The 22,440-nt window shown below is 69.5% G+C and carries 27 protein-coding genes and 1 pseudogene; 4 read left to right on the top strand and 24 right to left on the bottom strand.

From position 1 onward, the window contains the following. Window positions 1-69 precede the first annotated feature (69 nt). The 5 genes and pseudogenes from ACIRB1_RS42725 to ACIRB1_RS42705 form a co-directional block, all read right to left on the bottom strand. Window positions 70-644, bottom strand: a pseudogene (locus tag ACIRB1_RS42725) (site-specific integrase); the annotation flags it as partial. A gap of 39 nt (window positions 645-683) precedes the next feature. Then, window positions 684-1,601: a replication-relaxation family protein gene (locus tag ACIRB1_RS42720; RefSeq protein ID WP_403469379.1), complete on the bottom strand. Its 918-nt coding sequence runs from the start codon at window positions 1,599-1,601 to the stop codon at window positions 684-686. An 811-nt stretch (window positions 1,602-2,412) separates the two neighbouring features. After that, a complete protein-coding gene (locus tag ACIRB1_RS42715; RefSeq protein ID WP_403469378.1) occupies window positions 2,413-3,129 on the bottom strand; it encodes a hypothetical protein in 717 nt (238 codons plus the stop codon). A gap of 133 nt (window positions 3,130-3,262) precedes the next feature. Further along, on the bottom strand, window positions 3,263-3,604 hold the full coding sequence (locus tag ACIRB1_RS42710) for a hypothetical protein (protein WP_403469377.1): 342 nt from the start codon (window positions 3,602-3,604) through the stop codon (window positions 3,263-3,265). 46 nt (window positions 3,605-3,650) lie between these two features. Next, window positions 3,651-3,845: a hypothetical protein gene (locus ACIRB1_RS42705; protein WP_403469376.1), complete on the bottom strand. Its 195-nt coding sequence runs from the start codon at window positions 3,843-3,845 to the stop codon at window positions 3,651-3,653. A gap of 417 nt (window positions 3,846-4,262) precedes the next feature. Between ACIRB1_RS42705 and ACIRB1_RS42700 the strand changes: the two genes are divergently transcribed. After that, the gene (locus tag ACIRB1_RS42700) at window positions 4,263-4,499 is read left to right on the top strand and encodes a hypothetical protein (RefSeq protein WP_403469375.1); all 237 of its coding nucleotides are present in this window, start codon (window positions 4,263-4,265) and stop codon (window positions 4,497-4,499) included. Between the two features lie 442 nt (window positions 4,500-4,941). Here the strand turns inward: ACIRB1_RS42700 and ACIRB1_RS42695 are convergent, their stop codons facing one another. Both ACIRB1_RS42695 and ACIRB1_RS42690 read right to left on the bottom strand, forming a co-directional pair. Then, window positions 4,942-5,364: a (2Fe-2S) ferredoxin domain-containing protein gene (locus tag ACIRB1_RS42695; RefSeq protein ID WP_403469374.1), complete on the bottom strand. Its 423-nt coding sequence runs from the start codon at window positions 5,362-5,364 to the stop codon at window positions 4,942-4,944. Next, window positions 5,361-7,334 carry a heavy metal translocating P-type ATPase gene (locus ACIRB1_RS42690; RefSeq protein WP_403469373.1) on the bottom strand — a complete coding sequence of 658 codons (1,974 nt, stop codon included), beginning with the start codon at window positions 7,332-7,334 and terminating at the stop codon, window positions 5,361-5,363. The genes ACIRB1_RS42695 and ACIRB1_RS42690 overlap by 4 nt, the downstream gene beginning before the upstream one ends. Window positions 7,335-7,427: 93 nt before the next feature. Here ACIRB1_RS42690 and ACIRB1_RS42685 point away from each other — a divergent pair, with 93 nt between their 5' ends. Beyond that, entirely contained in the window at window positions 7,428-7,814 is a 387-nt protein-coding gene (locus tag ACIRB1_RS42685; RefSeq protein WP_403469372.1) for an ArsR/SmtB family transcription factor, read from the top strand. Between the two features lie 360 nt (window positions 7,815-8,174). Here ACIRB1_RS42685 and ACIRB1_RS42680 read toward each other — a convergent pair whose 3' ends face one another. From ACIRB1_RS42680 to ACIRB1_RS42655, 6 genes are all read right to left on the bottom strand, one after another. Beyond that, window positions 8,175-8,693: a single-stranded DNA-binding protein gene (locus ACIRB1_RS42680; protein WP_403469371.1), complete on the bottom strand. Its 519-nt coding sequence runs from the start codon at window positions 8,691-8,693 to the stop codon at window positions 8,175-8,177. Between the two features lie 44 nt (window positions 8,694-8,737). Next, the gene (locus ACIRB1_RS42675) at window positions 8,738-9,544 is read right to left on the bottom strand and encodes a hypothetical protein (protein WP_403469370.1); all 807 of its coding nucleotides are present in this window, start codon (window positions 9,542-9,544) and stop codon (window positions 8,738-8,740) included. A gap of 35 nt (window positions 9,545-9,579) precedes the next feature. Beyond that, window positions 9,580-10,191, bottom strand: a complete 612-nt coding sequence (locus tag ACIRB1_RS42670) for a cell envelope biogenesis protein OmpA (RefSeq protein WP_403469369.1) — start codon at window positions 10,189-10,191, stop codon at window positions 9,580-9,582. Window positions 10,192-10,254: 63 nt separating this feature from the next. After that, window positions 10,255-10,629 (bottom strand): hypothetical protein, encoded by a 375-nt coding sequence (locus tag ACIRB1_RS42665; protein WP_403469368.1) that lies wholly within the window; start codon window positions 10,627-10,629, stop codon window positions 10,255-10,257. 267 nt (window positions 10,630-10,896) lie between these two features. Then, complete coding sequence (locus ACIRB1_RS42660) at window positions 10,897-11,271, bottom strand: hypothetical protein (RefSeq protein ID WP_403469367.1); 375 nt, start codon at window positions 11,269-11,271, stop codon at window positions 10,897-10,899. A gap of 96 nt (window positions 11,272-11,367) precedes the next feature. Beyond that, window positions 11,368-12,840, bottom strand: coding sequence for a ParB/RepB/Spo0J family partition protein (locus ACIRB1_RS42655; protein WP_403469366.1), 1,473 nt, complete (start codon window positions 12,838-12,840; stop codon window positions 11,368-11,370). A 142-nt stretch (window positions 12,841-12,982) separates the two neighbouring features. On the opposite strand from ACIRB1_RS42655, the gene ACIRB1_RS42650 reads away from it, so the two are divergent. Continuing rightward, window positions 12,983-13,126: a hypothetical protein gene (locus tag ACIRB1_RS42650; RefSeq protein ID WP_403469365.1), complete on the top strand. Its 144-nt coding sequence runs from the start codon at window positions 12,983-12,985 to the stop codon at window positions 13,124-13,126. A gap of 26 nt (window positions 13,127-13,152) precedes the next feature. Next, window positions 13,153-13,947 carry a methyltransferase domain-containing protein gene (locus ACIRB1_RS42645; protein WP_403469364.1) on the top strand — a complete coding sequence of 265 codons (795 nt, stop codon included), beginning with the start codon at window positions 13,153-13,155 and terminating at the stop codon, window positions 13,945-13,947. A gap of 485 nt (window positions 13,948-14,432) precedes the next feature. On the opposite strand, the gene ACIRB1_RS42640 is transcribed toward ACIRB1_RS42645, so the two are convergent. From ACIRB1_RS42640 to ACIRB1_RS42590, 11 genes are all read right to left on the bottom strand, one after another. Beyond that, window positions 14,433-14,675, bottom strand: a complete 243-nt coding sequence (locus tag ACIRB1_RS42640; RefSeq protein WP_403469363.1) for a hypothetical protein — start codon at window positions 14,673-14,675, stop codon at window positions 14,433-14,435. 56 nt (window positions 14,676-14,731) lie between these two features. After that, the gene (locus ACIRB1_RS42635) at window positions 14,732-15,079 is read right to left on the bottom strand and encodes a hypothetical protein (RefSeq protein ID WP_403469362.1); all 348 of its coding nucleotides are present in this window, start codon (window positions 15,077-15,079) and stop codon (window positions 14,732-14,734) included. Between the two features lie 141 nt (window positions 15,080-15,220). After that, window positions 15,221-16,222 carry a hypothetical protein gene (locus ACIRB1_RS42630; RefSeq protein ID WP_403469361.1) on the bottom strand — a complete coding sequence of 334 codons (1,002 nt, stop codon included), beginning with the start codon at window positions 16,220-16,222 and terminating at the stop codon, window positions 15,221-15,223. Beyond that, window positions 16,219-16,566, bottom strand: a complete 348-nt coding sequence (locus ACIRB1_RS42625; protein WP_403469360.1) for a hypothetical protein — start codon at window positions 16,564-16,566, stop codon at window positions 16,219-16,221. The genes ACIRB1_RS42630 and ACIRB1_RS42625 overlap by 4 nt, the downstream gene beginning before the upstream one ends. Window positions 16,567-16,650: 84 nt before the next feature. Continuing rightward, a complete protein-coding gene (locus tag ACIRB1_RS42620) occupies window positions 16,651-16,890 on the bottom strand; it encodes a hypothetical protein (RefSeq protein ID WP_403469359.1) in 240 nt (79 codons plus the stop codon). Window positions 16,891-17,040: 150 nt separating this feature from the next. Then, window positions 17,041-17,847 carry a hypothetical protein gene (locus ACIRB1_RS42615; RefSeq protein WP_403469358.1) on the bottom strand — a complete coding sequence of 269 codons (807 nt, stop codon included), beginning with the start codon at window positions 17,845-17,847 and terminating at the stop codon, window positions 17,041-17,043. 353 nt (window positions 17,848-18,200) lie between these two features. Further along, on the bottom strand, window positions 18,201-19,376 hold the full coding sequence (locus ACIRB1_RS42610) for a DUF932 domain-containing protein (protein ID WP_403469357.1): 1,176 nt from the start codon (window positions 19,374-19,376) through the stop codon (window positions 18,201-18,203). Between the two features lie 236 nt (window positions 19,377-19,612). Continuing rightward, window positions 19,613-20,074, bottom strand: coding sequence for a hypothetical protein (locus ACIRB1_RS42605; RefSeq protein ID WP_403469356.1), 462 nt, complete (start codon window positions 20,072-20,074; stop codon window positions 19,613-19,615). A 129-nt stretch (window positions 20,075-20,203) separates the two neighbouring features. Next, complete coding sequence (locus ACIRB1_RS42600) at window positions 20,204-20,692, bottom strand: hypothetical protein (RefSeq protein ID WP_403469355.1); 489 nt, start codon at window positions 20,690-20,692, stop codon at window positions 20,204-20,206. A gap of 81 nt (window positions 20,693-20,773) precedes the next feature. Then, window positions 20,774-21,145, bottom strand: coding sequence for a hypothetical protein (locus tag ACIRB1_RS42595; protein WP_403469354.1), 372 nt, complete (start codon window positions 21,143-21,145; stop codon window positions 20,774-20,776). 90 nt (window positions 21,146-21,235) lie between these two features. Continuing rightward, on the bottom strand, window positions 21,236-21,604 hold the full coding sequence (locus tag ACIRB1_RS42590; RefSeq protein ID WP_403469353.1) for a hypothetical protein: 369 nt from the start codon (window positions 21,602-21,604) through the stop codon (window positions 21,236-21,238). Window positions 21,605-22,440 lie beyond the last annotated feature (836 nt).

The raw sequence follows: 22,440 nt of genomic DNA, 5'->3' as shown, positions 1-22,440 counted from the left end.
GGAGGCCCCGTCGGATTGGATTCCGGCGGGGCCTCCTGCGCTGTTTGACGGCAGTAGTTGACGGCAACGTCAGCGGACGGGGGCTGCACGAAGCGGTGGGTCGTCGCCGTCGTCGGGCTTGGCCGCGGTCTGGGGAGGTTGCCGAGGGTGTGTCCGAGGAGGTCGATGGCGCTGGAGGTGGAGACGGACGTGGGTATACATCGCCGCGGTTACGCCGATGTGGGCGTGGCCGAGGAGCTCCTTGATGACGACGAGTTCGACGCCCTGCTCCAGAAGGAGGGTCGCAGTCGAGTGCCGGAGGTTGTGAAACCGGATCGGCCGCAGGCCAGCATCGCGGAGCAGCGCGTTGAAGTGCCGAGTGAGCGTCGCGGGCTCGATCGGATGACCGTCGGGTCGCGTGAACACGTAGCGACTGCCCTGCCAGCCCGCACCAGCTTGCTCCCTCTCGTGGGCTTGCCGGGCGCAGTGTGCGCGCAGCGAGGTGACGCAGGAGGCCGGCGGGCGATGCGTCGCTCGGAGCTGACGGTCTTGGTCGGCAAACCGGCCAGGCCGCTGCTGCGGGTGCGTTGGAGGGTGCGGCGGATGCTGGCGGTGCCGCTGTCGAGGTCGAGGTCTTCCCAGCGCAGGCCGAGGAGTTCGCCTTCCGAAGGCGCCGACTTCTTGTTGCCGCACTGTTTAGGTGATCACAGATCGGTCCATGGGCGGGGCTCGCCGCCAGTCAGTGGCACCCACACCGCCCCGGACGGACCGTGTTCTTCGATGTCCTCCAGGACGGCGGCTCCCATCTGGACCTCACGGGCGAGGGCTGCGACGAGCGGGTGCTGCGTGACCATCGCCTGCAGATCGCTGATTCGGCCGGCCAGCCGGGTCCGGGACGCGCTGGTGAGCACGAAAAGGACGCGTGGAAACACCGGATACCAGCGGAGCCAGGCTGGGCCGGTGGAGACGGGGCGGCGTCGGCCGACGGTCTGGGCTTCGTACTGGAACAGTCTGCCGTATTCGATCAGCTTCACGGCCAGGCGCTCGCTGCTCATGGTGCTGCGATCGACCTCCACGAACGCGCGGAGCTTCCGCCGGTGGTCGTCGGTGACGACGGTGTAGTGCATGACGGCGTCGGCCACGAGCCGCTCGCCCTCGCCGATGGGGTGAGACACCTCTGGGGTCCAGTCCCAGGGCCCGTGCTCGTGCCCGAGCCGGCGGGCGTCTGCCGCAAACGGCAAGTGGGTCCGTGTGACGGTCAGGGTGTGCGGAGTCTTCAGCGACGCCGCGGTTGTCGAGGTGATGGGGTACGGGGGACGTCCCCGCAGGACGGGGAGATCGCGGGTCAGCCGGGAGCCCTCCGGGGTGAGGTACCAGGCGTGCGTACGTGACCGGCCTGAGTCCGGCAGCGGGGTGAGGCCGACGAAGCCGGTGGAGCACAGCTTGTTCAGTACGCGGGAGACCAACTGGCGGGAGCTGTCCGGCCGCAGCATCTGGCGCAGCTGGCCCGTGGTGGCCATCCGGTGCAGGGCGAGCGCGGTCAGCACCTGAAGGCGCAGCGGTTCAGAAGGGCTGGGGGCCAGATCGGCGGCGGCCGGAACACCTGATGCGGAACGGGTCATGCGATCGAGACAACCCTCAGCCCCCGACCAAACCCCCGACCATGAGCCCCCGACCAAGGTCACGGCCTGAGAACGACCTTGTGGTCGGGGGCGCGGTCAGAGTTTTGGACGGCTCCAGGGCGATCCTGCGACTTGGTCAACCAGAGCACGATTGGCGATACCTGGGCAGACTTGTTGACCTGCGAGGTTAGGTGCGGGGCTCGGCAAGGTCGGCCGAGGTGATGCTTCGGCGTCCGCCGCAGCAAGCCACCACTTCTGTCGCCGTGGAGTTCAGGAAGATCGTGAACCAGGATGACCTGTCCACCGCGTCGATGGATCCGGTACGAAGCGGTTCTCCTCCGGCTCGCCGAAGGATGTCGACACTCTCTGCCAGGCCATCAATCGTGTGGCCACGCCTCAGGGAGCTGTGCATCCGAGCCCGGAAGACGCCCGCGTGCCGGTTGGCCGGGACGAGGCTGTCCCAGACGACGAAGTCGGCCCCGGTACTCAAGGCGATGCGTGCAGGCCCGCACGCCGGCGTCTGCTCGCGGAGCATCGCTATGAGGTCGTCGCGTGTCACACTGCGCCCCGGTGACAGGCGGGCAAGTGATCGGCTACGTGTGACAACTCCTGTGCCTCTCCGGTGACAGTCCCGTCGCTTCGATCTGCGGTCGATGGCCGGTCCGCGGCAGCAGGTGCTGCTGCGGGGCGTGGTGGCGAACCACGCCATGCCGACCATCGTGCGACACCCGGCCCGCAAGGGACCAACTCCCAAAGCCGGGGGCCGCGTTCATGAGGCGATGAGCGGAGGTCCGCCGCTCACCGCCGGGTGCTACTTCCTGGACCGCTGGGCGGCCTGCTCGAGGATGCGCCGGCGCGTCCACCGCCGGCGCCCGTTCTGGCGCCCGGCATTCTCGGCAACCCCGTCCGTCGTCTTCAGCAGCGGGAGGTTGCCCTGGGACAGACTGCTGGAGAAGGAGCCGACGCTCTTGTACCCCAGCAAGGCGGCCGCCTGGCTCGCCCCCAGGAGTTCGTCGGGATCGCCGTCGACAGGAACGTCGGGCAGGGGTGGTGCCTCCTTGGCTCCGGCTCGTCTGCCGCGGCCGGGCCGGGTGGCCATCCACTCCTGCAGGGTCTGTACCTTCCAGAGCTGTCGGCGGTAAGGGTTCTCGGCCGTGCCCTTTTCCTCGACGACGTCCGGTTCGGGGAAGTAACCGGGGTGGTCGCGCACGAAGGTGTTGACCTGGTTGGCGTTCTTATAGCCGAGGTACCTCGAGGCGTCCGCGGCGTTCAGCAACTCCTCCGGATCGCGGGAGGGCGGTGCGTGTCCAGCGAGCCGTGCCGGCGCCCGGTGCGCGAACCACTCCGCGACGTCTGCGTGGTCCCACAGGCGGGCGCGGCCGCGCTTGTCAACCGGCTCGGGGAACGCCTTGCCGACCGCGTTCTCCGTGCGCTCGGTGTAGAACTGGCTGATCCGCGCGGACGTCAGACCTTGTTCAGCCGCGATCTCAGCAGCGTCGGCCAGGCGAGGCTCTCGGCGCGAGGTCATGGCAGAACCGTCCGTTCTGTCAGCAGTGCGCCGGCCAGCCCGGCTCACAATGCAAATAATGGCAGGAGTTTCGGAGGGGGGTCCAGCCCGCGGCTCAAGATTTTCGCCAGCGGCCGCGCTGACGGCTCCCCGCCTACTCGTCGGGGATCAAGCAGACCCCGCGGCGCGCGGCGGCCTCGGCCATCTCCGTGTACGCCATGGCGGCCGGCGTCATCTCCCACTCGACCAGGGCCAGCAGCAGGATGACCTCGTCTCGGTCCTGCGAGGGATCACAGGGCATACCGGCGGTGTCCGCGGCGAACATCAGATTCGCGGTGGCTCGGCCGTCGAGGCGTGCTGCCACTTCCCGGTGCAGATCCCGCAGGCCCTGCTGGTACAGCTCGTTCGCCTCGGCCAGGAGCAGCACCAGGTCCTCGCCGGGGGTGGCCGGTGCCGCTGCAGCGAGGTCGAGGATGCGCTGGGTCGTCATCATCATGAGGAGTATCCCTCCATAGGGCGGTCGGTGGTGTGCGGTGTGGTGGTCAGCGGCAGCTGTCGCACCCGGCGGCGCTGTGCAGGAGCTCGCGGCTGGTGCGGGCCTTGGAGTCCCATGTGGGCGGCTTGCGCAGGGCGGCGTGGACGTCGCGTTCCATCCGCTCGAAGTCCGCGTTCTCCTCAACCTCGATGCCGGGGTCCGGGGCGTCACGTCGGCGGGACAGGGTGATGAGCTCGGCCATCGTGATGTTCGGGCTGAACGGGCCTGGCGGACGCGTTCGACCAGCGCGCACAGCTCGGCGAGCCGCAGCAGCGCCCGCGGGACGTCCTGGGCGAGCGGATCAGTATCCGCCTCGCGTGCGAGCGGCGTCACCACCTTGAGTCGCAGCTGCGCCGTCTGCTCGCTCGGCACACCCCGCAAGACATGCTCGCTGTTGCGTCCGCGCTTCTCGCGGGGGCCAGCGAATGTGTCAGCCCGCCCAGCCCATGTCGATCACCTCAATGCCCCAGAGGAGCGCGGTGAACGACACCCACGAGCGGGATCCGAAGACAACCGCTGCGTGCCACCCGCCGAGCTCCGGCCCCTCTCTGTCAAAGAGAGACAAGTCAGGCATACTGAATGATTCATTGAGTCGAGGGCGGAGAAAGAGAAGCCCCAGGTGCCCAGCACCAACGACCACAGGGCCCCGGATCCGCAGGTGGAGCCCCAGTCCACGAACCGCCGATTCTCGGCGGCGTACAAGCAGAAGATCCTCGCCGAGTACGACACCCTGGACAAGCAGGGCAAGGGCGCATTGCTGCGGCGCGAGGGCCTGTACTCGTCACTGATCTCGGCGTGGAAGAGCTGGCGGGACGGCCGAAGGCCGATCCCCGCGACAAGGAGATCGCCAAGCTGAAGAGCGAGTCGCCCGGCTGGAGAAGGATCTGGGCAACGCCCGCACTGTCATCGAGGTGCAGGGAAAACTCTCCGCGCTGCTGGATCACCTCGCCACGGGCAGCGCCTCGACGGAGGGCGAGACGAAGTAGCACACGCCGGCGTGCTGTCCCGTGCGGTGGGAAAGCGGTGAGCGCCGCGGTGACGCACGTTGCGGGCGCCGACCGCGACCAGGGCCTCCCGTAGCCAGACGGCCGGATGGCACCCGGCCCGCGGAACGGGAGCTCCGAGCGCGATGAGCTGGGCTTCGGCGTACTGGTGGCCCTGCTCCTGGCGGCGGATCTTCTGCGCCGTGCGGTCGGAAGCGCGCGGGTTCGCGAAATCCCGTAGGGCTGAACACGCGAACCTGCATGCCCGCACTTGTCAGGGGGCGCTGACGCGCGGGTTCGAGGGCCCGCAGCGGCCTACTCGTCGAGTTCGGCGCGCACTCGGCGCGAGGGACTGAAGGCGTAGAGGTCGAGGATGCCGGGCGGCTCGGTGATGCCGGGGCCGCCGCTCGCGACCCAGGCAGCGATGTCGGCGGTGGCGTCTGGGTCGTTGACCAGGCCGAGCCAGACGGGCCGCCCGCCGGCCTTGCGGCCGGCGGCGGAGGGCTGGATGACGATGACGTTGGCCCGCTCGCAGGCGTCGAGGCAGTTGGTAACCCGCACGGTCGCCGCCCCGCTCACGGCCTGCCGCAGTTCCCGCAGTTGGGCGGCATGATCGAGTCCGGGGATCTTTGGTGTTCCGCAGCAGCAGCCGCGGCACACCGTGACCGTAGGCCGTTTTGCCCCCGCCCCTGTCCCGGTTCCGGGGGTGGAAGCGGTGCAGCGGGAGCGCTTGCTCACGCGGCACCCCGTCGGGCCGTGTTAGTCCAGGCGGCTTCGCGCAGCAGACGCAGGCCGTTGAGACCGACGATGACGGTGGAGCCCTCGTGCCCGGCGACGCCAAGCGGCAGCGGCAAGGTGGCGATGAGGTCCCAGGCCACCAACGCGGTGATGAAGACGCCGGCGATGACGAGGTTCTGGACGACCAAGCGCCGGGCGGTTCGCGACAGGGCAACGACGGTGGGAATGGTGGCGAGTTCGTCGCGGACGACGACGGCGTCGGCGGTCTCCAGAGCGAGGTCGGAGCCGGCCTTGCCCATGGCGATGCCGGTGTGCGCGGCGGCCAGGGCGGGCGCGTCGTTGACGCCGTCACCGACCACCAGCACCTTGCGGCCTTCGCTTTCCCATTCCTGTACGGCGGCGGCCTTGTCCTGCGGGAGCAGTCCGGCGCGGACGTCGGTGATGCCGGCCTGGGCGGCCAGGTGGCGGGCGGCGCGTTCGTTGTCGCCGGTCAGCAGGACGGGGCTTCGGCCGGTCAGCTCGGTCAGGGCAGTGACGGTAGCGGCGGCGTCTGGCCGTAGCCGGTCGGCGATGCCGATCACCCCGACCGGGCTGTCGTCGCACAGGACGAGGACCGCGGTCTGCCCGGCCTCCTCCAGCTCCGCCACCGCCGCAGACGCAGGCCGCCCGGTGGTGGACGGAAGGCGGGCGGGCGATCCGACCTGGACGGTGCGGCCCGCGACGGTGGCGCTCACGCCCTGCCCGGGGGTGGAGGTGAAGTCGAGCGCTTCGGGCAGCGGCAGGCGGCGTTCGCGGGCGGCGTCGACGACGGCGCGGGCGAGCGGGTGCTCGCTGGGGTGCTCGGCCGCGGCTGCCAGCGCGAGCAGACCGTCGTCGTCCAACCCGGAGCCGGGCAGAGGACGGATATCGGTGACGCGGGGCGTGCCCTCGGTCAGGGTGCCGGTCTTGTCCAGGGCGACCGCGTCGACCTGTCCCAGGCGCTCCATCACGACGGCGGACTTGGCCAGCACACCGTGGCGGCCGGCGTTGGCGATGGCGGACAGCAGCGGCGGCATCGTGGACAGCACGACCGCGCAGGGAGAGGCCACGATCATGAACGTCATCGCGCGCAGCAGGGCGGGCTGGAGCGCGGAGCCGAAGGCGAGCGGGACCGCGAAGACGGCGAGGGTCGCGATGACCATGCAGATCGAGTACCGCTGCTCGATCTTCTCGATGAACAGCTGGGTGGGGGCCTTGGTCTCGGAGGCTTCCTCGACCATCTTCACGATCCGGGCGATCACCGAGTCCGCCGGATCCCGATCGACGCGCACGCGCAGGGCGCCGGTGCCATTGACGGTGCCGGCGAACACCTCGTCCCCCGTCTGCTTGGCGACGGGCAGGGGCTCGCCGGTGATGGTGACCTGGTCGACGTCGCTCGCGCCGTCCAGGACCTGGCCGTCGGCGCCGACCCGCTCGCCGGGCCGCACCAGGATGACGTCGCCGACCCTCAGGTCCTCGGCGGCGACGGTCTCCTCGCCGCCACCGGGCACCAGCCGGGTCGCCGTCGTCGGCGCGAGGTCGAGCAGCCCCCGCACGGAGTCCGCCGTGCGGACGGTCGCCACCGCCTCCAGGGCGCCGGAGGTCGCGAAGATGACGATCAGCAGCGCCCCGTCCAAGACCTGCCCGATGGCCGCGGCGCCGAGAGCGGCCACCACCATCAGCAGATCCACGTCCAAGGTCTTGTCCTTCAGGGCCTTCAGCCCCTCCCAGCCCGGTTCCCAGCCGCCTGTGATGTAGGTGGCGGCGAACAGCGGGCCCCACAGCCACGCCGGGGTACCGAGCAGGTTGAGCGGGAGGGCGATCAGGAACGGGACCAGCGCCGCCAGCGCCCACCGGGCCTCCGGCAGCGCTAGCACCCGGGTGCGCCGGGGCGGAGCCGGGCGCGGACCGGCCGCAGCCGGCGCGGGCCGCTGGTCCAGGACAGAAGACATGACAAAACAACCCTTCACGGACGGACGGGGCAACACGTCCACCATACAGGAACGTCTGAATAGGTCTTCAGGTGTGATGGGTATGATGTCCGCATGGGCCACGGAACCGATACCGCCAGCAGCGCCACCACCCGCGAGCGCCTCGACGCCGTCGGCACCGCCGACGTCGCCGCCACCCTCCAGGCCCTCGCCACGCCTTCGCGGCTCTACATCCTGGCCCGCCTCCAGGAAGGCGCCTGCTCGGTGAGCGACCTCGCCGAAGCCGTCGGCATGGAAGCCTCCGCCTGCTCCCACCAGCTCCGCCTGCTGCGCAACCTCGGACTGGTCACCGGCGAGCGTCACGGACGCTCGATCGTCTACGCCCTGTATGACAACCATGTCGCCGAACTCCTTGACCAGGCCCTGTATCACGTCGAGCACCTGCGCCTGGGTGTCCGCGACGTCCCGGCTGCCCTGGCCGAGCCCGCCGTCGCCGACTGATACGCCGGCCGCTACCGCGGCAGTTTCGACGTGCGCTCCGGGTGGGCGGCGCTGGCATAGCGCATGGCGGTCTGCTCGGTGATGCCGAACAGGCGCATCAGCCGGGAGCGGGTCGGCGCTCTCGGCCGCTTCGTTGAGGATGCGGTCTTGTCTCAATCCGCTCAGCGTCAGCCCCCGAAGGAGGGCTTCCGCTCAAGGTGCCCATGCTGACAGCCGGGTGATCCGGATCGACCGCGGACTTCTGGCGGGTGTTCTTTCGGTAGTCAGGCCGCTGTCCCGGTTGAGTGCGAGCGAATTCCTCGACCAGCCGGCGGGCAGTATCGGTCACCGGCGGTTCGCCGAGGAGGAAGGGGAGGAGGCTCAGCGGCTGGCGGGAAGGCCGTCGGCGGCTGTGGGAGGGGAGCCGGACGAGGACCAGCCGGAGGTGCTCTCCTGCTGCCACCAGGCGGGCGGGTGGCCTGGTCGCCCGGTGGCCGTGCGAGGAGCCGTTGCGGACTGCGGAGCCGGGGGCGGGGTGACCGGGGAGGCGGCGGCCGGGTTGGGCAGGCTGGCCTCCGTGTAGGCGATGCGCCTGCGCAGGCTGACGCCGATGTCGTCGGCGCTCAGGTAGACCGAGTCGTTCCTGATCTCGGTGATGCGTCCGTCGACCAGGACGCGGACTCCGTTGACGAGGGACTCGGCGGTGTTACGGGCCAGGTCCCGCCAGGCGGTGCACACGTAGCGGATCGGGGTCCCGTCACGCCACCTCCGTGCGGCGGCGTCCCACTGGGCGGGCGTCTCGGTGAGGCGGAACCGGCAGACGGCGACGCCGGTTTCCGAGAAGCGGACTTCCACATCGCCGGTGACGGTGCCGGACACGCGGGCGACGGACGGGGACATGAGAACACCTCCTATTGTAAATAATGGTGTTAGTTTGGGGAGTGTCAACCCCCCTGCCGGAGCCTTCCGCCACCGCGCAGCGCTGTCCGGCGCGCGAATCGCCTGAGGCGGTCCCGCCACCCGCTCGTCTCCGCTGCGGCCGGCGGGGTCCCAGGATTGCTGAAGACTGGGGAGTCCCCGATGTCCACCTGCACCGGGACCGTGCCGTGGGCCCGGACCACCTGCTCGTTGGCCGTGTCCAGGTCGACGGAGACCCGTAAAGCCTCCTTGTCGGCGTCGAGGTAGACGAAGACGAGGATCCCTGCGATCTCGACGCAGGGCAGACCCTCGTCGTCGGGGCCTTCCTGGGCGTGGAAGACGGCCGCGCTGTTGGCCGCGGCGCACATGCCGGCGTCCGAGAGGCTGAGGTCAGGGTCTGTGCGCGGAACACGGGAGATGTCCGCAGCGTGCAGTACGTAGTCCTTGGAGTCGCGGAAACACCCGTAGTAGAGGTCCACGGCTGCTTGGTCGTCGGTGGGAGGCCGGCAGGGGACATCGTCCATGCCCGCCACGTCGTCCCAGGAGGTGCGCACGTCGCGCGCCAGTGCCGCCAGGGCGGAGGCCTCGTCGGACCAGAGCGTCACGTCATCGCCGTACCGGTCCTGCTGGCGCAGCACCCACGTCCGGCCGACGGCCTGCGCGGTGAGCGGCTCGGAGACAGCGAAGGTGAAACGGCTCAGCCACCCTTCGAGAATGCCGACGGTGTCCGCGCCGGGCCATTCGCCGGCGTCGGCAAGCAGGCCGTCCATCAGGTCGGCCAGGGCGATGACGGCCTCGCCCTCGGGTGTGGCCGGATCGGGTTTGATCAACATGGCAGTCTCCTTGCTGCGGTTGCGGGGCGGGGAGGTCAGGACCCGTTCATCAGGGCGTTCCACAGGTCCATCAGGTGCTGCTGGTCGGGGGTGAGGACCGCGGTGCGCAGGACGCGCCTGCGCAGGACGCGGACGCGGAGGCTGATACCGAAGGGCACATCAGGCCGGTCGGGCAGCGGGACCAGGCGGTAATTGTTTGCGTGGATCATCCAGGCCTCGTACCGGTCGGCCGGGCTCCCGCCGCGGAGGCTGTGACCGGCGTCGGGCGACCGGGGCTTGCAGAGACAGGCCGGATCGGTGCAGGGCCGTCCGGCGGGGTGCGTGGCCAGGACCGGGCTGCGCCGGTAGTGCGCGCGGGTGCCGTTGAGCATCGGGCAGTGCTCGGCGGTGTACGGCAAGCACTCGGGGTGCAGCGCCGGTTCCGGAGAACAGCCTTTGACCACGTCGGCCGGTCGTACGAGCAGGAAGCACCGCTCATTGATCTGCTGGGCGCAGATCTGGCACAGGCGTCGCCGGAGGGCGGTGAGGGCCCGGTCGGCGTCGAGGACCCCGAAGGCCACGTGGCCGCCGTGGATCAGGGTCACGTACGGCACCACCAGGCCGCCCGCCAGCGGCCGGCGGGCGCAGCGTTGGGGGATTGCGGGCATCGGACCGTTCTTTCGGATCAGGGGGATGTACGGCTCGGTGCGGAGCCGCCCGGACGGTGGGCCTCAGGTGCCGCCCGGCGGGGGAGGGCCGGCGGGACCGGACAGGAGGGCTTCCCAACGGATGTACCGACAGTCGGTCGCGTCGTGCAGGCGCAGGTGCAGCCAGCTCCGGCCGTCTCCTGCACGCAGGACGCTCTCAGCGCCGATCGCGGTGGCCCGGCGGTAGACGGACGGGTCGGCCAGCACGACGATCAGGCCCGGACGGTGGGGCATGTGGCGGAGTGTGAAGCCGGTGTAGCTGTGGTCGTCCAGGAGCACGAGCGGAGCGCGCTGGTACTCCTCGGCGTTGAACAGCGGCGACGGCAGGAGCCTCAGGGGGACCGGGCAGGGCAGCAGACCGATCGGGTCGATGCCGAGGCGGTCGCTGATGACCAGCACTGGATGGGCTGGCCGGTCCGCAAAGGCTTGTGCGGAGGCGGACATGATGGGTGGGACGTCGCTTTCGTGAGGGGGCGGGACAGCCGGAAGGGCTGTCCCGCCCCGCGGGTCCGGTCAGCCGAGCGGGTAGAGCACGAGGGACGGGAGGGCGCTGTCCGGCTGCGACGAGGTAAAGGGAACCGGCCGGGCGCGCCCTGCCGGGGCTTGTGGTGAGGGGCGCAGCAGCGGTTGGCCTCGGTGCAGCCGGGCGGACAGGAGGCCGGGTGGTCAGTCCTCGACCAGTTCCAGGCAGGAGATCGGGACGCCGCTGCCGGGAATCCGGAACCTCCGGACGTTCTCGGGGATGCGGTAGTGGCTGTTGCGGGGGTGGTCTCGCAGCTGCCGGGTGGACTCCTCGTCCAGAAGGAATCCTGCGCGGGTGCCGGTGCGGTTGCGTTCCTGCACCGTGCCGGTCAGACCGCGCAGCAGCTTCGAGCGCACCGAAGGGGTGATACGCGCCCGGCGTCCCGACTGGATGCGAGCGAACGCGGCCTTGTCGATGCCGCGCAGCCGCTGCACGGCGGCCTCCTGGACCTGCGCGACGGATTCCGCGTCGGGCAACTGCAGGATGAAGTCCCGGACTTCGTCGATGGTGGTGGTCATGCTGGTTCGCCTCTCTGCGAGGAGGGGAGGGGACGACCGGCCGGGATGGGGCGTGTGCCCGGCCGGGGGCTTGGCGGTGCCCGGGAGGGCGGACGGTCAGGCGTCGGTGTCGGGCCGGTGCCTGGCCACGGCCTGGCTCTCGACCTCGGACAGCCGGTAGCTGCCGTTGTCGCTCCGGCCGAGCGATTCCAGGAGCAGCAGGTACCGCGCCTGCGGCTCACTGAGGTGCGACCACGTCTTGGGCTCGCGGATGTTGTACTCGCAGGCTGCGGCGACGTGCGCGAACAGGGCGTTCACCACACGCGCCCTGGGCAGCTGCGCGGCCGTCTCCGTCGGGTCGGCGGTCTGCGGCTGTTTGATCCCCAGGAAGCGCGCAACGGTCTCGAACTCGTGCTTGTCCGTCCAGGAGCTGTAGAAGTAGGGAACGGTGAGGAGCACTTCCTGAGCGAACACGCGGGCCGTGTCCGGCAGGGTCTTCATGCGCACGAGCCGGGTGACGAAGTCCTGGCGCGGCCCGGTGGCGGCCTTCCACGCCCGGTTGCAGGCGATGACCGTGCGCCGCTCCTCCGCCTTCTGCTCGTCCTGCTCCGTCCGGGGCTTCTTGGGCCGGGGCCTGACCTTGTGGCCGTACGCGGCCGGGTCGGCGCAGTGCCACACGGGCTGGTTCTCCTCGTCCAGCCGGGCACTGTGGCCGGGGCAGTTCTTGTGGTTGTCCTCGGTGAGCGGGTTGCCCAGACCGCTGGTCAGTTCCTTCAGCGGGCGGGAGGGGTCCTTCTCGTAGGACGGCACCCGGCCCAGCAGCGGGATGCCCGCCTTCTCCAGCTCCTTCTCGACCTTGGCGCGGGTCTCGGCGTCGGCCTGCTCGGCGCGCAGCAGCGCCAGTTCCTGGTCCCAGTGACCGCGCCCGCCCGTGTCCTCCTCCTGGTCGCGGGCGTGCGCCCTCATGAGCCGGTTCTCGGCCCCGCGCACGCTCTCGACCTCGGCGAGCTGGGCGGTCTGCTCCAGGTCCATGCCCCCGGCCGCCGCCCGGCGCAGAGCGGCGTCGTCGAGCCTCTGCGCCGCCCTGGCGTGCGACGCGGCATTGCGGCCCACGCCCAGGGCCTTGACCGCCCTGTGCCGCTCGACGTCGCTCATGTCGATCAGGGACAGTTCCTGCGAGCGAAGGATGTCGCGCTCGCTCATCCCCTCGCGGTGCTTGTTCTCGACCAGGGACAGGAACCGCGTCCAGCCGTCTCGGCCGACCAGGTCTTCCCGCACGTACGCCTTGATCCTTCGGACCGGGCGGCCGTCTTCCTCGGCGGTGGCGTTGGCGATCTGCTGTGCCTGCGTGCGCCGCCAGCCCTTGAAGGCGCCGTAGGTGGTGCCGTCGGGCAGGGGACGGACGCTGATGGCGTCCTGGACGCCGATCTCCTTGACGGAGGCGATCAGCTCCTCGTCCGGTTCGGTGTCGTGCTCGCGGGCGTTCTGCTCGTCGCGAAGGATCACTGCCGGGTCGAGGTAGACGATCTGCGGCATGTCCTCCTCGGGGGTGCCCGGGGCGTCGGCCGGGGTCGTGACAGCGGTGGCCATGGGGCCCTCCTTCTCCTTGCCTCATCGGCGAGTTGGGCGGCGGAGGGGGATTCCCCTCCCGCTTCACATTTAATAATAGTGTGTTTACTTGTGAGGGGTAGATGCCCTCCGACCTGCGCAAACGCCCTTCTCTCGGGAGGTCATGAAGACCTTCACCGGTCCCCGCCTCTGCGCGGCCACGGTCGGCCGCTGCGCCTTCGGCGGCAACCTGATCCAGACCGGCACCGACTCCTGCCGCCTCGCCATCGCCCAGGCCCTGGCCGCCGAACAGGGCAACGCCGGCTGAGGGCGTCAGGCCGCTATCGTCGCCAGATGCCTGAAGCTCCTGAGAAGTTCACCACCGCGATGACCACCTGGCAGGAGTGGCAGGACGCCCCCTGGGGCCGACTGCGCTACGCGATCGCCGAGGCGAACCTGCTCCGTCACCTTGGCGACCTGGGCGGCGGACCGCTGCGGATACTCGACCTCGCCGGCGGCGACGGCGCAGACGGCGTCCGCCTCGCCGCCCGCGGGCACCATGTCACCATCGTCGACTACGCGCCCGCCATGCTTACCGCGGCTACCGAGCGAGCCGTGGCAGGTGGTGTGAGCGAGCTGGTCACCTGCGTCGAGGCCGATGCGACCGATCTGCCCCGCGACATCGCCAACGGCGAATTCGATGTCGTGCTCTGCCACAACCTCCTGCAATACATGGACGACGTCCCATGCACTCTCGCCTCGGCGCTCTCCCCGCTGAAGGCCGGGGGCCTGGTCTCCGTCATGGCGATCAACCGGCATTCGGCGCCCTTGAACATCGCCGTTCGGGAGATGGACCCCGCGGCCGCGCTCGCCGCACTCGACACCGATCAGGCCCGGACCCAGATGTTCGACTCGGCGCTGACACTCCACACAGCCGAAGAGATCATCCACGCCCTGCGGGAACTCGGATGCCGGGACATCGCCCACTACGGCATCCGCAGCTTCTGCGACTACATCACCGACGACGCTCGCAAGCACGAACCGGACTTCTACGCAGACCTCGAACGCCTCGAACTCGCCACCACCGCCCGGCCGCCCTACATGCACACTGCCCGGCTCTTCCAGCTCACCGCCCGGACACCGAGCTAGGGATCACCCCTCGCGGTGGTGTCCAGGGCCTTCGCCGGGAGGCGGCGGAGCGCGTCACGCACCGGGGGGGTGCAGTCGGGGGTGTCAGGAGGGCGGCAGGGCGTCGGGCGTCATCGCGGTGTCCTTCCGTTTGCCTCATCGGCGGCCTGGGCGGTGATGCGGTGGCTTCCCTCGTGCTCGGCGACGGCGTACCGGACGGGGCGCTGAGGCTGGGAGCGGCGTCGGGGCATGGCTGTCCCGTCTCCGTGAACCCCTTCACCTTGCACACCGACCGGCCGCTCCATCATCAGACGATCTTCCCAGTCCGACCTGGTCCGCGCAGGGTGCCCAGGATCAATTGAGACTTGGACCCACGGGTGTCTCAATCGGTCGTGGGCAGGGCAGTTCACCGGCCTGCTCTGCCCACGACCGATTGAGACGGAACACTGGCGGAACTCCATCTGCGTGAGGGGACGGAAGGCGTGGGGGGCCGGCCGGGACGGCGGTCAGCGGCGGCGGGCCAGGGGCGTGTGGGAGGAGAAGACGTAGTGCCCCAGTTCCCGCAGCAGGCCGGCGATGCCGTCCACGGCGGCGGGACCGTGGCCGGCCTCGCGGGTGTACGCCTCGATCTCCTCGTTCCAGGTGAACTGCTGGGCGGCGAGGGCCTCTTCGGTCTCGGGCGTGAGGTCCTCCGGGGACTGCGGGGCGGCCACGAGCCCGTGGGCGGGGTCGGCTGCGACGAGGAACACCGGGCTTCCTTCCGTGCGTGCCGCCCGGGCGGCACGCGGCCGCGGCGGAGGGGTGGTCAGCGGGTGACGGTGACGGTGTAGTCGGCGTCCAGGACGGCGAGCGCTGCGCGGATGGCGGCGCGGGTCTCCGTGCTCGGCACCGAGTAGGGGAAGTCCAGGGCGTGCACGGCTTCGTCCAGGTCGGTGTCGCGCAGCGGCAGTGTGTATCCGCTGCGGTAGAGGGCGATGGCGGTCGCGGTGGCGACGCGGCTGCGGTTGTAGGCGATGGCCGCCGCGGCGCTGGCGTCGTCCGTGGCGAATGCCTCGTGTGCCGTGGGCGGCAGGGCTGCGATCCCGGCGGAGAAGCGGCGGGCGGGGATGCGCAGACGCGGCGGTCGCAGGGCGCGGCGCAGGGTTCGAAGCATGGCAACTCCTGGTGCTGGAAGAGGGGAGAGGGGCGTCACCGAGTGCGAGGGGCGACGCCCCTTAACTGCTAATAATAGTGTGTCACTGCGTGGTGTGAACCCTCCCCTGGGCTGCGGGTTTGCGGCGCCCCGTGTGCTGTATCAAGAAGGCGGTGGGGAGTTGCGGGGGGCGGCTTGGTGGCGGTGTCCCGGATCCGGACTGTCCTGCCCTAGGTCGGGCGGTACGCAGTAGTCGGCGTTGGACCCCGGGGGGACGGGATCGCCGGAGGCGGCGTCGGTCCAGTAGGCGTCGAAGACCTCTCCGGCCGTGAGGGGTTCGAGGGTTTCACCGCGCAGGCGCCAGCCGTAGAGCTGGTCGGCGGAGTCGGGGGCGCTGATGCGCATGATCAGTCCGCCGGGACTCCGGGTCGCGATGCCGAGGGCGAGAACCGTGGTGAATTCGAGGACTTCGGCGTCGTCGAGTGATGCGGCGCCGTCGTCGCCGGTGTCCGCGTGGAGGACCGCGACGAGGGTCTCGGGCGCCGCGTTGACGCTGCACACGAGATGCCGCCCGCCGGGCCGGGCCGTGTCGAGGATGCAGGCGACGAGGTCCGAGGCGCGCGCGAAGGACGTCCGGCCGATGTCCTTGCCGCATTCGGCGCAGGCTCCGAGCCGGGCCAGGATTGCGGTGGCGTACTCCCATGTGGCCTGGCGGACTCCTTCGTCGACCAGAGCCAGGGTGAGGCTGGACAGTGGCTGGCCGTCGTAGTGGATGGTCGGCCCCGTGGTGGCGATCTCGGCGCTGAAGCGGGTCCGGCTGGACGCGGCGTCGGGGTCGAGGCCGGAGTCTGTGCAGAAGTCGGCGTACTCCTCAGGGTCGAAGATGGTGAGCGTGGTGTGAAAGCCCTGGGCGGCGCGGGTGCGCAGAAGGTCCTCGACCGCCTCCCGGTAGGCCGCGTAGCTGTCGAACGCGAAGCTGCGGTAGCGCTGCATCGCGAGGAAGTCGTGGTCGTCGGTGAGCAGCCCGATGGTTCCCGCGATCTCTCGCCGCAGGAGACGGCTCACGGTCCGGCGCTCGGTGAGTTCGGGGTCTGGTCCTGCGCACGCTTCGGCGGTGCACGACTCGTCCGGGCGCTGCTCGGAGGGCTGGGGCATGTGAGTCACGTGGGTGCCTTTCTCGTCTGAAGGCTGAGGCGAACCGTCCCGGTCCGGCCAGGCCGCAAGGAGTGGTCGGCTCGCGCTGCCTGGCCGCGCGCCCGCACCCACCGCCACTCGTTGCCGTGGGGGCAGCGGGGCGCCCGGTAGGTGACGTGCACGGCGGCCGCGTATGTGTGGTGCGCGTGGCTGACCGGGTCGGCGGACTGGCAGGGGGCGGAGGCGGAGCCGTCGAGGTGCTCGGTGATTGGGGAGTCGGTGACCTCGTGGTGTCTTCTGTCCAGGTCGGTGGTGATGTGGCGGTCGCCGGTTTCGAGGGTGCAGGCGTACTGCCGACCGGTGGAGGGGGCCATGTCGGGATCCTTCGTGCGCCGAACACGCAGTGCCTGTGCGGGCAGGCGGGCAGGGGCTGAGTGCGTGGGGCAGGGGGCGGTGTGTCAGGGGCGTCCGGACGGCTCGGGCTGGCGGTAGCGGTACAGGAAGCGCGCAGCCCACTCGCGTCCGGCGAAGCCGGGGATGCCGCCGCCGGGGCGGTCACCGGGGTACTCGGCCACCCACGCGCAGACGCCGCCCGGATCGTGCCAGACGATCCCGAAACAGATGCTGTGGTCCTTCGGGTCGAGGACCTGGTAGCCGAACGACCCGGTGTTGGCGGTGAACCTGAACTGCTCCGTCACGGTGGCCCCTTCGGCTGGTGCAGGAGGACGAGAGGGGGCGGAACGGGGGCGGGCCACCCCCTCTCGCACTACTAATAATAGTGTGTTTAGTGCGGGTGTGAACCTACCCCTGACCTGCGACTTCCTGAGCCTGGAAACGCTGATGGCGTGTCAGGGCGCGGTGAACAGGGGTGGGCGGCGGCCATGCGGGCGCTGCTGGGCACGCAGGGAGTCGGCTTCCGCCTGGGCGCGGCGGGCGCGTTCGCGCTCCTCAGCGGCTGCGGTGACGCAGTAGGGGTACCACCACTGCAATCCTCTGATCTTCCCGGGCAGGGAGCCGGGGCGGTCTGCCAGCATCACCAGGAGCACCGGGTGCGGGGACCGGATGAACCACCGCGCGGCCGTCCACCAAGCGGCCACGGTGGCTTTCAGCGCGGGGAGCGCGGCGCGGGCCTCGTCTTCGAGACGGGCAGATTCGGCCTGGTGGTGGGAGGCGGACCAGGTGAGGAACCGCAGCAGTCCGGGGGTGTCGCGCTGCCGGGAAGCCTCCCGGATCGCGGAGAGGTCGTCGCGCTGCTCGACGTGCTCGGCGCACCCGCGCAGGACGGCGGTGAGTACCGCCGCCGTCCTCTCTGACGGTGGGTGATCAGCCGCGGACAGGAACGGGTGTACCGAGACCTCGGGGCGGCCGGTGTTGTCGCGGTAGAGGGTCAGGCTTCCTCGGAAGCCGGTGCGGTTTCTGGCCAGTCGCGGGAGTTCCTCGTCGGGGGCGGTGGTCTTGAAGGCGTTCACGGGGCCGAGACAGGCGCGTACGGCGGTGAACTGGTCCCAGCGGTGGGGGTCGGTGGTGCCGGTGACGTGCACGCTGCCGCGCATCGCCCCGCCCAGCTCGAACACGAGGCCGTCGTCCTCGCGGGGGCCGGCGGTGGCGTGCACGGGGCCGGCGGGTGTGTCGATGGTCAGGATCGGGCTGGTCATGGGGTGCGACTCCTCGGGACTCGACCGGGTGGGCTGAGGGGGCGTGCCGCCCCGCGCTCGCCGAAGGGGAGGGTGCGGCTCATGGCGGCCGCGATGGCGTCGTCTCCGGGGTGGGTGAGCTCCGGGCGTGCAGACATGAGGACTCCTCGCGGGAGCGGGGCGGCGGGCGACGGAGGCTGGCCGCACTGCGCCCCTGGGCGCAACGGGCTTCGTGTGGGCGCGCGGGCGGCTCCGCCGACGCGTCGCGCGGCCGCTACACGGCAGGGGCCGGGTGGGCGCACTCCGCGCTCTGGGGCGGGCTGGGGCCCGTGCGGGCCGGGCTGGGGGAGTTGCCCGGCCCGCACGGGGGTCTGTCAGCCCTGCGCCGCGGCGGCCGTGAGGGCGGGTACCGCGAGCGCTTCCAGGGCGGCGGCCTGGTCGGCATCGGTGAGGGTCTGCGCGGTCGACGTGACCGCCTGCATGACGCCCCCGGCTGTCATCTGCCCACCCCGGATGAAGTGGGAAAGGATGCGGTCCTTCGTCTCGTTGCCGATGCTGAGCGTCTTGGTGACGTGCTCGATGGTCTTCGTTGGCTCGTCCAGTGTCTTACCGGCGGCGGCCTCCATCGCGTGCACCTTGGCCTCGACGTACTCCCGTGACAGGAAGGTGCGCACGGCGTCGGTGGTTTTGGAGGTGATCAGCTCCAGCGTCTTGCGCTGGGTCTGGCCGGACCAGTTCACAACGCCCTCGTCCTGCTTGCCTCCGAGGTGCACGGCGCGCATGACGTCCTTGGTCTGGGTAAGGCCGTTGCTGCAGACCTGGATGACCGCGCGCGGGGTGATGGTGTAAGCCCCCGCGCCAACCTCGCTGTTGGTGATGACGAACCCGGCCGAGATCATCGGGAGTTCGTCACCGCTGCGGCCGTCGAACGGGGAGCGGTAGCCGTGCAGCAGGTTGCGGGCCTGGATCGCGACCGCTTCGGACTCGACGCGCACGTACATGCGCCGGTCGGTGAGGTCGCACCCCGTGATCCGGGTGGGGTGCCCGGACTGCTCCACCCCGTCCAGGGCGGCCAGCAGCATGTCAAGGTTGTCCATCAGCTTGTAGCTGTCGGACAGCAACGCGCGGGCCACACCCTCACCGGGCCTGCCAGGGCCGTCCTCGCCCCGGAACGCACGGAGCATGAAACGGCGCTCCGGATCCTCGCGGAGCCACGCGTTGACGTTCTCGTCCAGCAGCGGGACGTTCTCCGCGCGCATGCGGCGCAGGTAGGCGAGCGGGACGCGGAGCTTGTCCGAGATCCCCTCATCGGCAACGGCGGTGGGCCGGTAAATGCCGTCCACCCGCGTCACGCCGGATGCCGTGATCTGGGACTCGACACCCTCGACCTGCACGTTTCCCTCGTGCATCCGCAGCGCGGATGAGGGGGCGATAACGTCCAGCTTCCGGCGTTGCCCGTCCTCCAGGATGCTGACCAAGTCGGACAGGTCGGCGTTCCGGGCACCCGTGGGGGCGGTGAGCGTAGCGCGTTCCGCGAATTGCTGAGTCATGCGTTTTCCCCTTCGCTGTTGGCCTTTGCGGGTCAGGGGCGGAGCCACCACCCCCGAGCACATTCAATAATAGTGTTTTTTGCTGGGTACCCCCCGACTGAGCTGCGGTTTCGCGTCGCTGGCAGGGCCGGTCGCGGCCGGAGCAAGAGGCCCGCGCACGGCCGCATCCCTGCGGAGAATGCAGGGGCGCGGCCGTGTCGGTTACTCGGGCCTTGGCGGGGTGTGGCTCGTCCCCGCTATGCCGCGACGTCCACAGCCGCACCTGGCGCCTTGGCGCTGGGCGCGACCCCGGCGTCTATCGCCTGCTGCCTGAAGCTGTCCCAGACGGGGCACCAGCCCTCGTCCTCCGCCAGTGCGTCGAGTTGGCCGAGCGTTGCCGGAAGGGCGGTCAGGATGACACGGGCGTCCGCGCTGTAGTTCGCACAGTTGTCGGCGATCCACTTCACGAGCGGGTCGCCGGAGTTCCTGAGGGCCTCCCAGGCGGCGTTGTAGGCGTCCGTCAACGCCTGGTAGGACGCGGTGACCTCCGTGTGGAATCCGGCACGCTGGCGCTGTGCCTCGTCTCCGTCGGCGTACCGCTGCGGGTACTTCTCATTCGCCGCGTTCAAGGCCGCGCTGTGCGCCTTGTCGGCCGCGTCCAGTCGCTCGATGTACTCCTGTACCTCCGGCAGCACTTGCCGGGCCTCTTGCTCAGCCATTGCTCTACCTCCCCGTAGGTCATGGCCTCCGTGTTGGCCTTGCGGGTTCGGGGGAGGGGCCGCCACCCCCGAACAACTTCAATAATAGTGTTTTTCAGGGGTGGGTGAACCCACCCCTGACCAGCACACTCACCTCGTGAGGCGGAAAACCGGCAACGGTGTCAGACTCCTGCGCCGCACACTCGTGACCACGATCACGGGCACAAGACCCCGCATCTCGCACAGGTCGTAACGCAACTGCGCGCCATCACCCAACGGGTCGGCGTACACGTGGATCGCGCACACCCACAGCGCGCCATGCCGCTTGGTCACGCTGCCGTGATAGTCGACCTTCTGCCACAGCCTCGGCTCCCGTTCCAACAGTCCGGTGAACGCACGCGTGACCGTCTCCTGGTCGACCGGGACACCCGCCACTGCGGGGGCGGTGTGCCCCGTGCGCACCCCCATCGCCCAACCCAGCTCGAAGAACGGCGCGACCTCCGCCAACTGCTCGTCAGACATCTCCAGGGCGTCGGGGCTTGCACTGCGCGCCAGCTCCCGCAGCAAGTGGCCGGCCTGTTCGACCTCCGCCTGCGTCACCGGCTCGCAGGTCTGGTCTGCCGTCTGCGTCTCTTCCATGATCCCTCCACACGGTCCGGGGAGTCCCGGGCCGGACTCTGGTTGGAGGGGGGCGGCCTCGTGCCGCCCCCCTCTACTCCGCTAGCTGCCGAAGATCGCCACGATGTATTCGGACCAGTGGTAGTGCTCGAAGAACGCGAGAGGCACGAGTGCGAACAGTCCGGCCAGCAGGTATTCGTCGATCTTTGACCATGTCTGGTAGGCCGCGTGGCTGACGCTCTGAAGCCACGTGACTTCTACCTTGATCTCGCATCCGAAAATGCTCGGGTGGAATTCGCGGTGAATTCGACCCACCTTTCCGCCGTGACGCGTCACGTGCACGTGGTGCACTCCGTCAGCGCGCTGTGCGATCTTCTCGAACTTCCATGCGTGCCCGGCGGTTGCGCCTGTCTGCACGCGTAGGATGTGGCCTGTCTGAATTTCCTCGCCGGTCACACACGACACGAGCTTCATGATCAGTTCCCCTTTTTTCCGATCACGGCGTGTGGACCACTGGGGAAACAGTGAAAGAATGCCGCTGTTTCCCCAGTGGAGTTCTGCGGATTACTTCAGGAATCCGCGAGAGCTGAGGAATTCAGCGGTGATGTGTGCGACTCCGCGCGGCTTGTAGATCTGCGGGAAATGCCGCAACTCCACTTCGGTGCGTCCGGTCTCGTCCGGCTCGGGAAGCTCGTGTACCAGCCGATAGGGACGGTCACCAGCGGGAATCTCCAGGACCACGGGGCCCACCTTGGTTTCGAAGCGAATTCCCGTGTAATTCGCGTCGGTGTTGTGCACGATGCTTGCGCCTGCCCTCGCGCAGGTCAGGGGCAGGAAGTTAGCGATAGTGCGGGCCTGAATTGCAAGACCGGTCATAGGTGCGTCGCTGCCGCGCAGTCGCCTGACGATTCCGTCAGAAATTTGGATCTCCACGTCTTCCCCTTCGTTGGTCCCTTGCGGTTCCGAGAGGTCGCCTCCTCTCGGTACTTCAAATAATAGTGTGTTAGGTCGTTGGGGGGAACCCCTGTTGCGCTACGGGTTGCACTGGAAGTTGCGCCACGATGTTGCGCTACGGGTTGCGCTGGACGTTGCGGGGTCGTGTACGGGGCCTGAGCGCTTTCCCTGGTCATGCGGGTTGCCCAACGTGGTCGGACTGCTGACATCCCCTCTGCTGCCGTTACTCCCTGCCCGTGTGAAGAAAAGAAGGGGGGCGGGGCGGGCGTGGTCGGCGCGGCGGCATCGGCGATCGGGCGCGGCTGGTTGTTCCTCTGCGCGTCGGCGGGAGCCTCCGCGCTCGGACGCTGGTGCGTCCGTACGGCTGGTGGTCACGGTGCTGAGGGCCCAGCTGCCGGAGGCAGCACTCACCTTCCCCACCGGATACGGATTCCTGAGGGTTCCCTATTCCCCTTTTCCTCGAATTCTGAGCTTTACTTATCCCGCGCAATAAAATGAAAGCCTCCTGGTTTTAAAGGAATCGGAGATCCCCCCCAACTCCCAACCGGGACAATGCACATGACGCGGCATCACCTGAATCACCGTCAACTCACAACAAAAAAAGACCCTTTCCGTGCCGGAGGCACGTCAATTCGCCATCTTTTTCGTTCCGGAGGAACGCAAGTCCTCCCACCCTGTTTTCGTTCCGGAGGAACGCAGGTTTATGGAATGGCCGGAGGCCAATTCCATAAACCACCGCCGGAGGCGGGAATTTCGCGCGGGGACGCGCGAAACGAGCGGAGCGAGTATTCGGCTGCCGGAGGCAGAGCGAAGCG

Origin of the sequence: Streptomyces sp. NPDC096013 (assembly GCF_044763565.1) — a bacterium.
Classification (GTDB): domain Bacteria; phylum Actinomycetota; class Actinomycetes; order Streptomycetales; family Streptomycetaceae; genus Streptomyces.
Note: the sequence above shows the minus strand (reverse complement) of the source record. Positions and strands in the feature narration are given on the sequence as shown.

Bases quoted from the DNA above. Each gene is read 5' to 3' on its own strand.
- ACIRB1_RS42720 (WP_403469379.1), bottom strand. From the start codon at position 1,601: ATGACCCGTTCCGCATCAGGTGTTCCGGCCGCCGCCGATCTGGCCCCC.
- ACIRB1_RS42715 (WP_403469378.1), bottom strand. From the start codon at position 3,129: ATGACCTCGCGCCGAGAGCCTCGCCTGGCCGACGCTGCTGAGATCGCG.
- ACIRB1_RS42710 (WP_403469377.1), bottom strand. From the start codon at position 3,604: ATGATGATGACGACCCAGCGCATCCTCGACCTCGCTGCAGCGGCACCG.
- ACIRB1_RS42705 (WP_403469376.1), bottom strand. From the start codon at position 3,845: ATGGCCGAGCTCATCACCCTGTCCCGCCGACGTGACGCCCCGGACCCC.
- ACIRB1_RS42690 (WP_403469373.1), bottom strand. From the start codon at position 7,334: ATGTCTTCTGTCCTGGACCAGCGGCCCGCGCCGGCTGCGGCCGGTCCG.
- ACIRB1_RS42685 (WP_403469372.1), top strand. From the start codon at position 7,428: ATGGGCCACGGAACCGATACCGCCAGCAGCGCCACCACCCGCGAGCGC.
- ACIRB1_RS42680 (WP_403469371.1), bottom strand. From the start codon at position 8,693: ATGTCCCCGTCCGTCGCCCGCGTGTCCGGCACCGTCACCGGCGATGTG.
- ACIRB1_RS42675 (WP_403469370.1), bottom strand. From the start codon at position 9,544: ATGTTGATCAAACCCGATCCGGCCACACCCGAGGGCGAGGCCGTCATC.
- ACIRB1_RS42670 (WP_403469369.1), bottom strand. From the start codon at position 10,191: ATGCCCGCAATCCCCCAACGCTGCGCCCGCCGGCCGCTGGCGGGCGGC.
- ACIRB1_RS42660 (WP_403469367.1), bottom strand. From the start codon at position 11,271: ATGACCACCACCATCGACGAAGTCCGGGACTTCATCCTGCAGTTGCCC.
- ACIRB1_RS42655 (WP_403469366.1), bottom strand. From the start codon at position 12,840: ATGGCCACCGCTGTCACGACCCCGGCCGACGCCCCGGGCACCCCCGAG.
- ACIRB1_RS42650 (WP_403469365.1), top strand. From the start codon at position 12,983: ATGAAGACCTTCACCGGTCCCCGCCTCTGCGCGGCCACGGTCGGCCGC.
- ACIRB1_RS42645 (WP_403469364.1), top strand. From the start codon at position 13,153: ATGCCTGAAGCTCCTGAGAAGTTCACCACCGCGATGACCACCTGGCAG.
- ACIRB1_RS42635 (WP_403469362.1), bottom strand. From the start codon at position 15,079: ATGCTTCGAACCCTGCGCCGCGCCCTGCGACCGCCGCGTCTGCGCATC.
- ACIRB1_RS42625 (WP_403469360.1), bottom strand. From the start codon at position 16,566: ATGGCCCCCTCCACCGGTCGGCAGTACGCCTGCACCCTCGAAACCGGC.
- ACIRB1_RS42615 (WP_403469358.1), bottom strand. From the start codon at position 17,847: ATGACCAGCCCGATCCTGACCATCGACACACCCGCCGGCCCCGTGCAC.
- ACIRB1_RS42610 (WP_403469357.1), bottom strand. From the start codon at position 19,376: ATGACTCAGCAATTCGCGGAACGCGCTACGCTCACCGCCCCCACGGGT.
- ACIRB1_RS42605 (WP_403469356.1), bottom strand. From the start codon at position 20,074: ATGGCTGAGCAAGAGGCCCGGCAAGTGCTGCCGGAGGTACAGGAGTAC.
- ACIRB1_RS42600 (WP_403469355.1), bottom strand. From the start codon at position 20,692: ATGGAAGAGACGCAGACGGCAGACCAGACCTGCGAGCCGGTGACGCAG.
- ACIRB1_RS42595 (WP_403469354.1), bottom strand. From the start codon at position 21,145: ATGAAGCTCGTGTCGTGTGTGACCGGCGAGGAAATTCAGACAGGCCAC.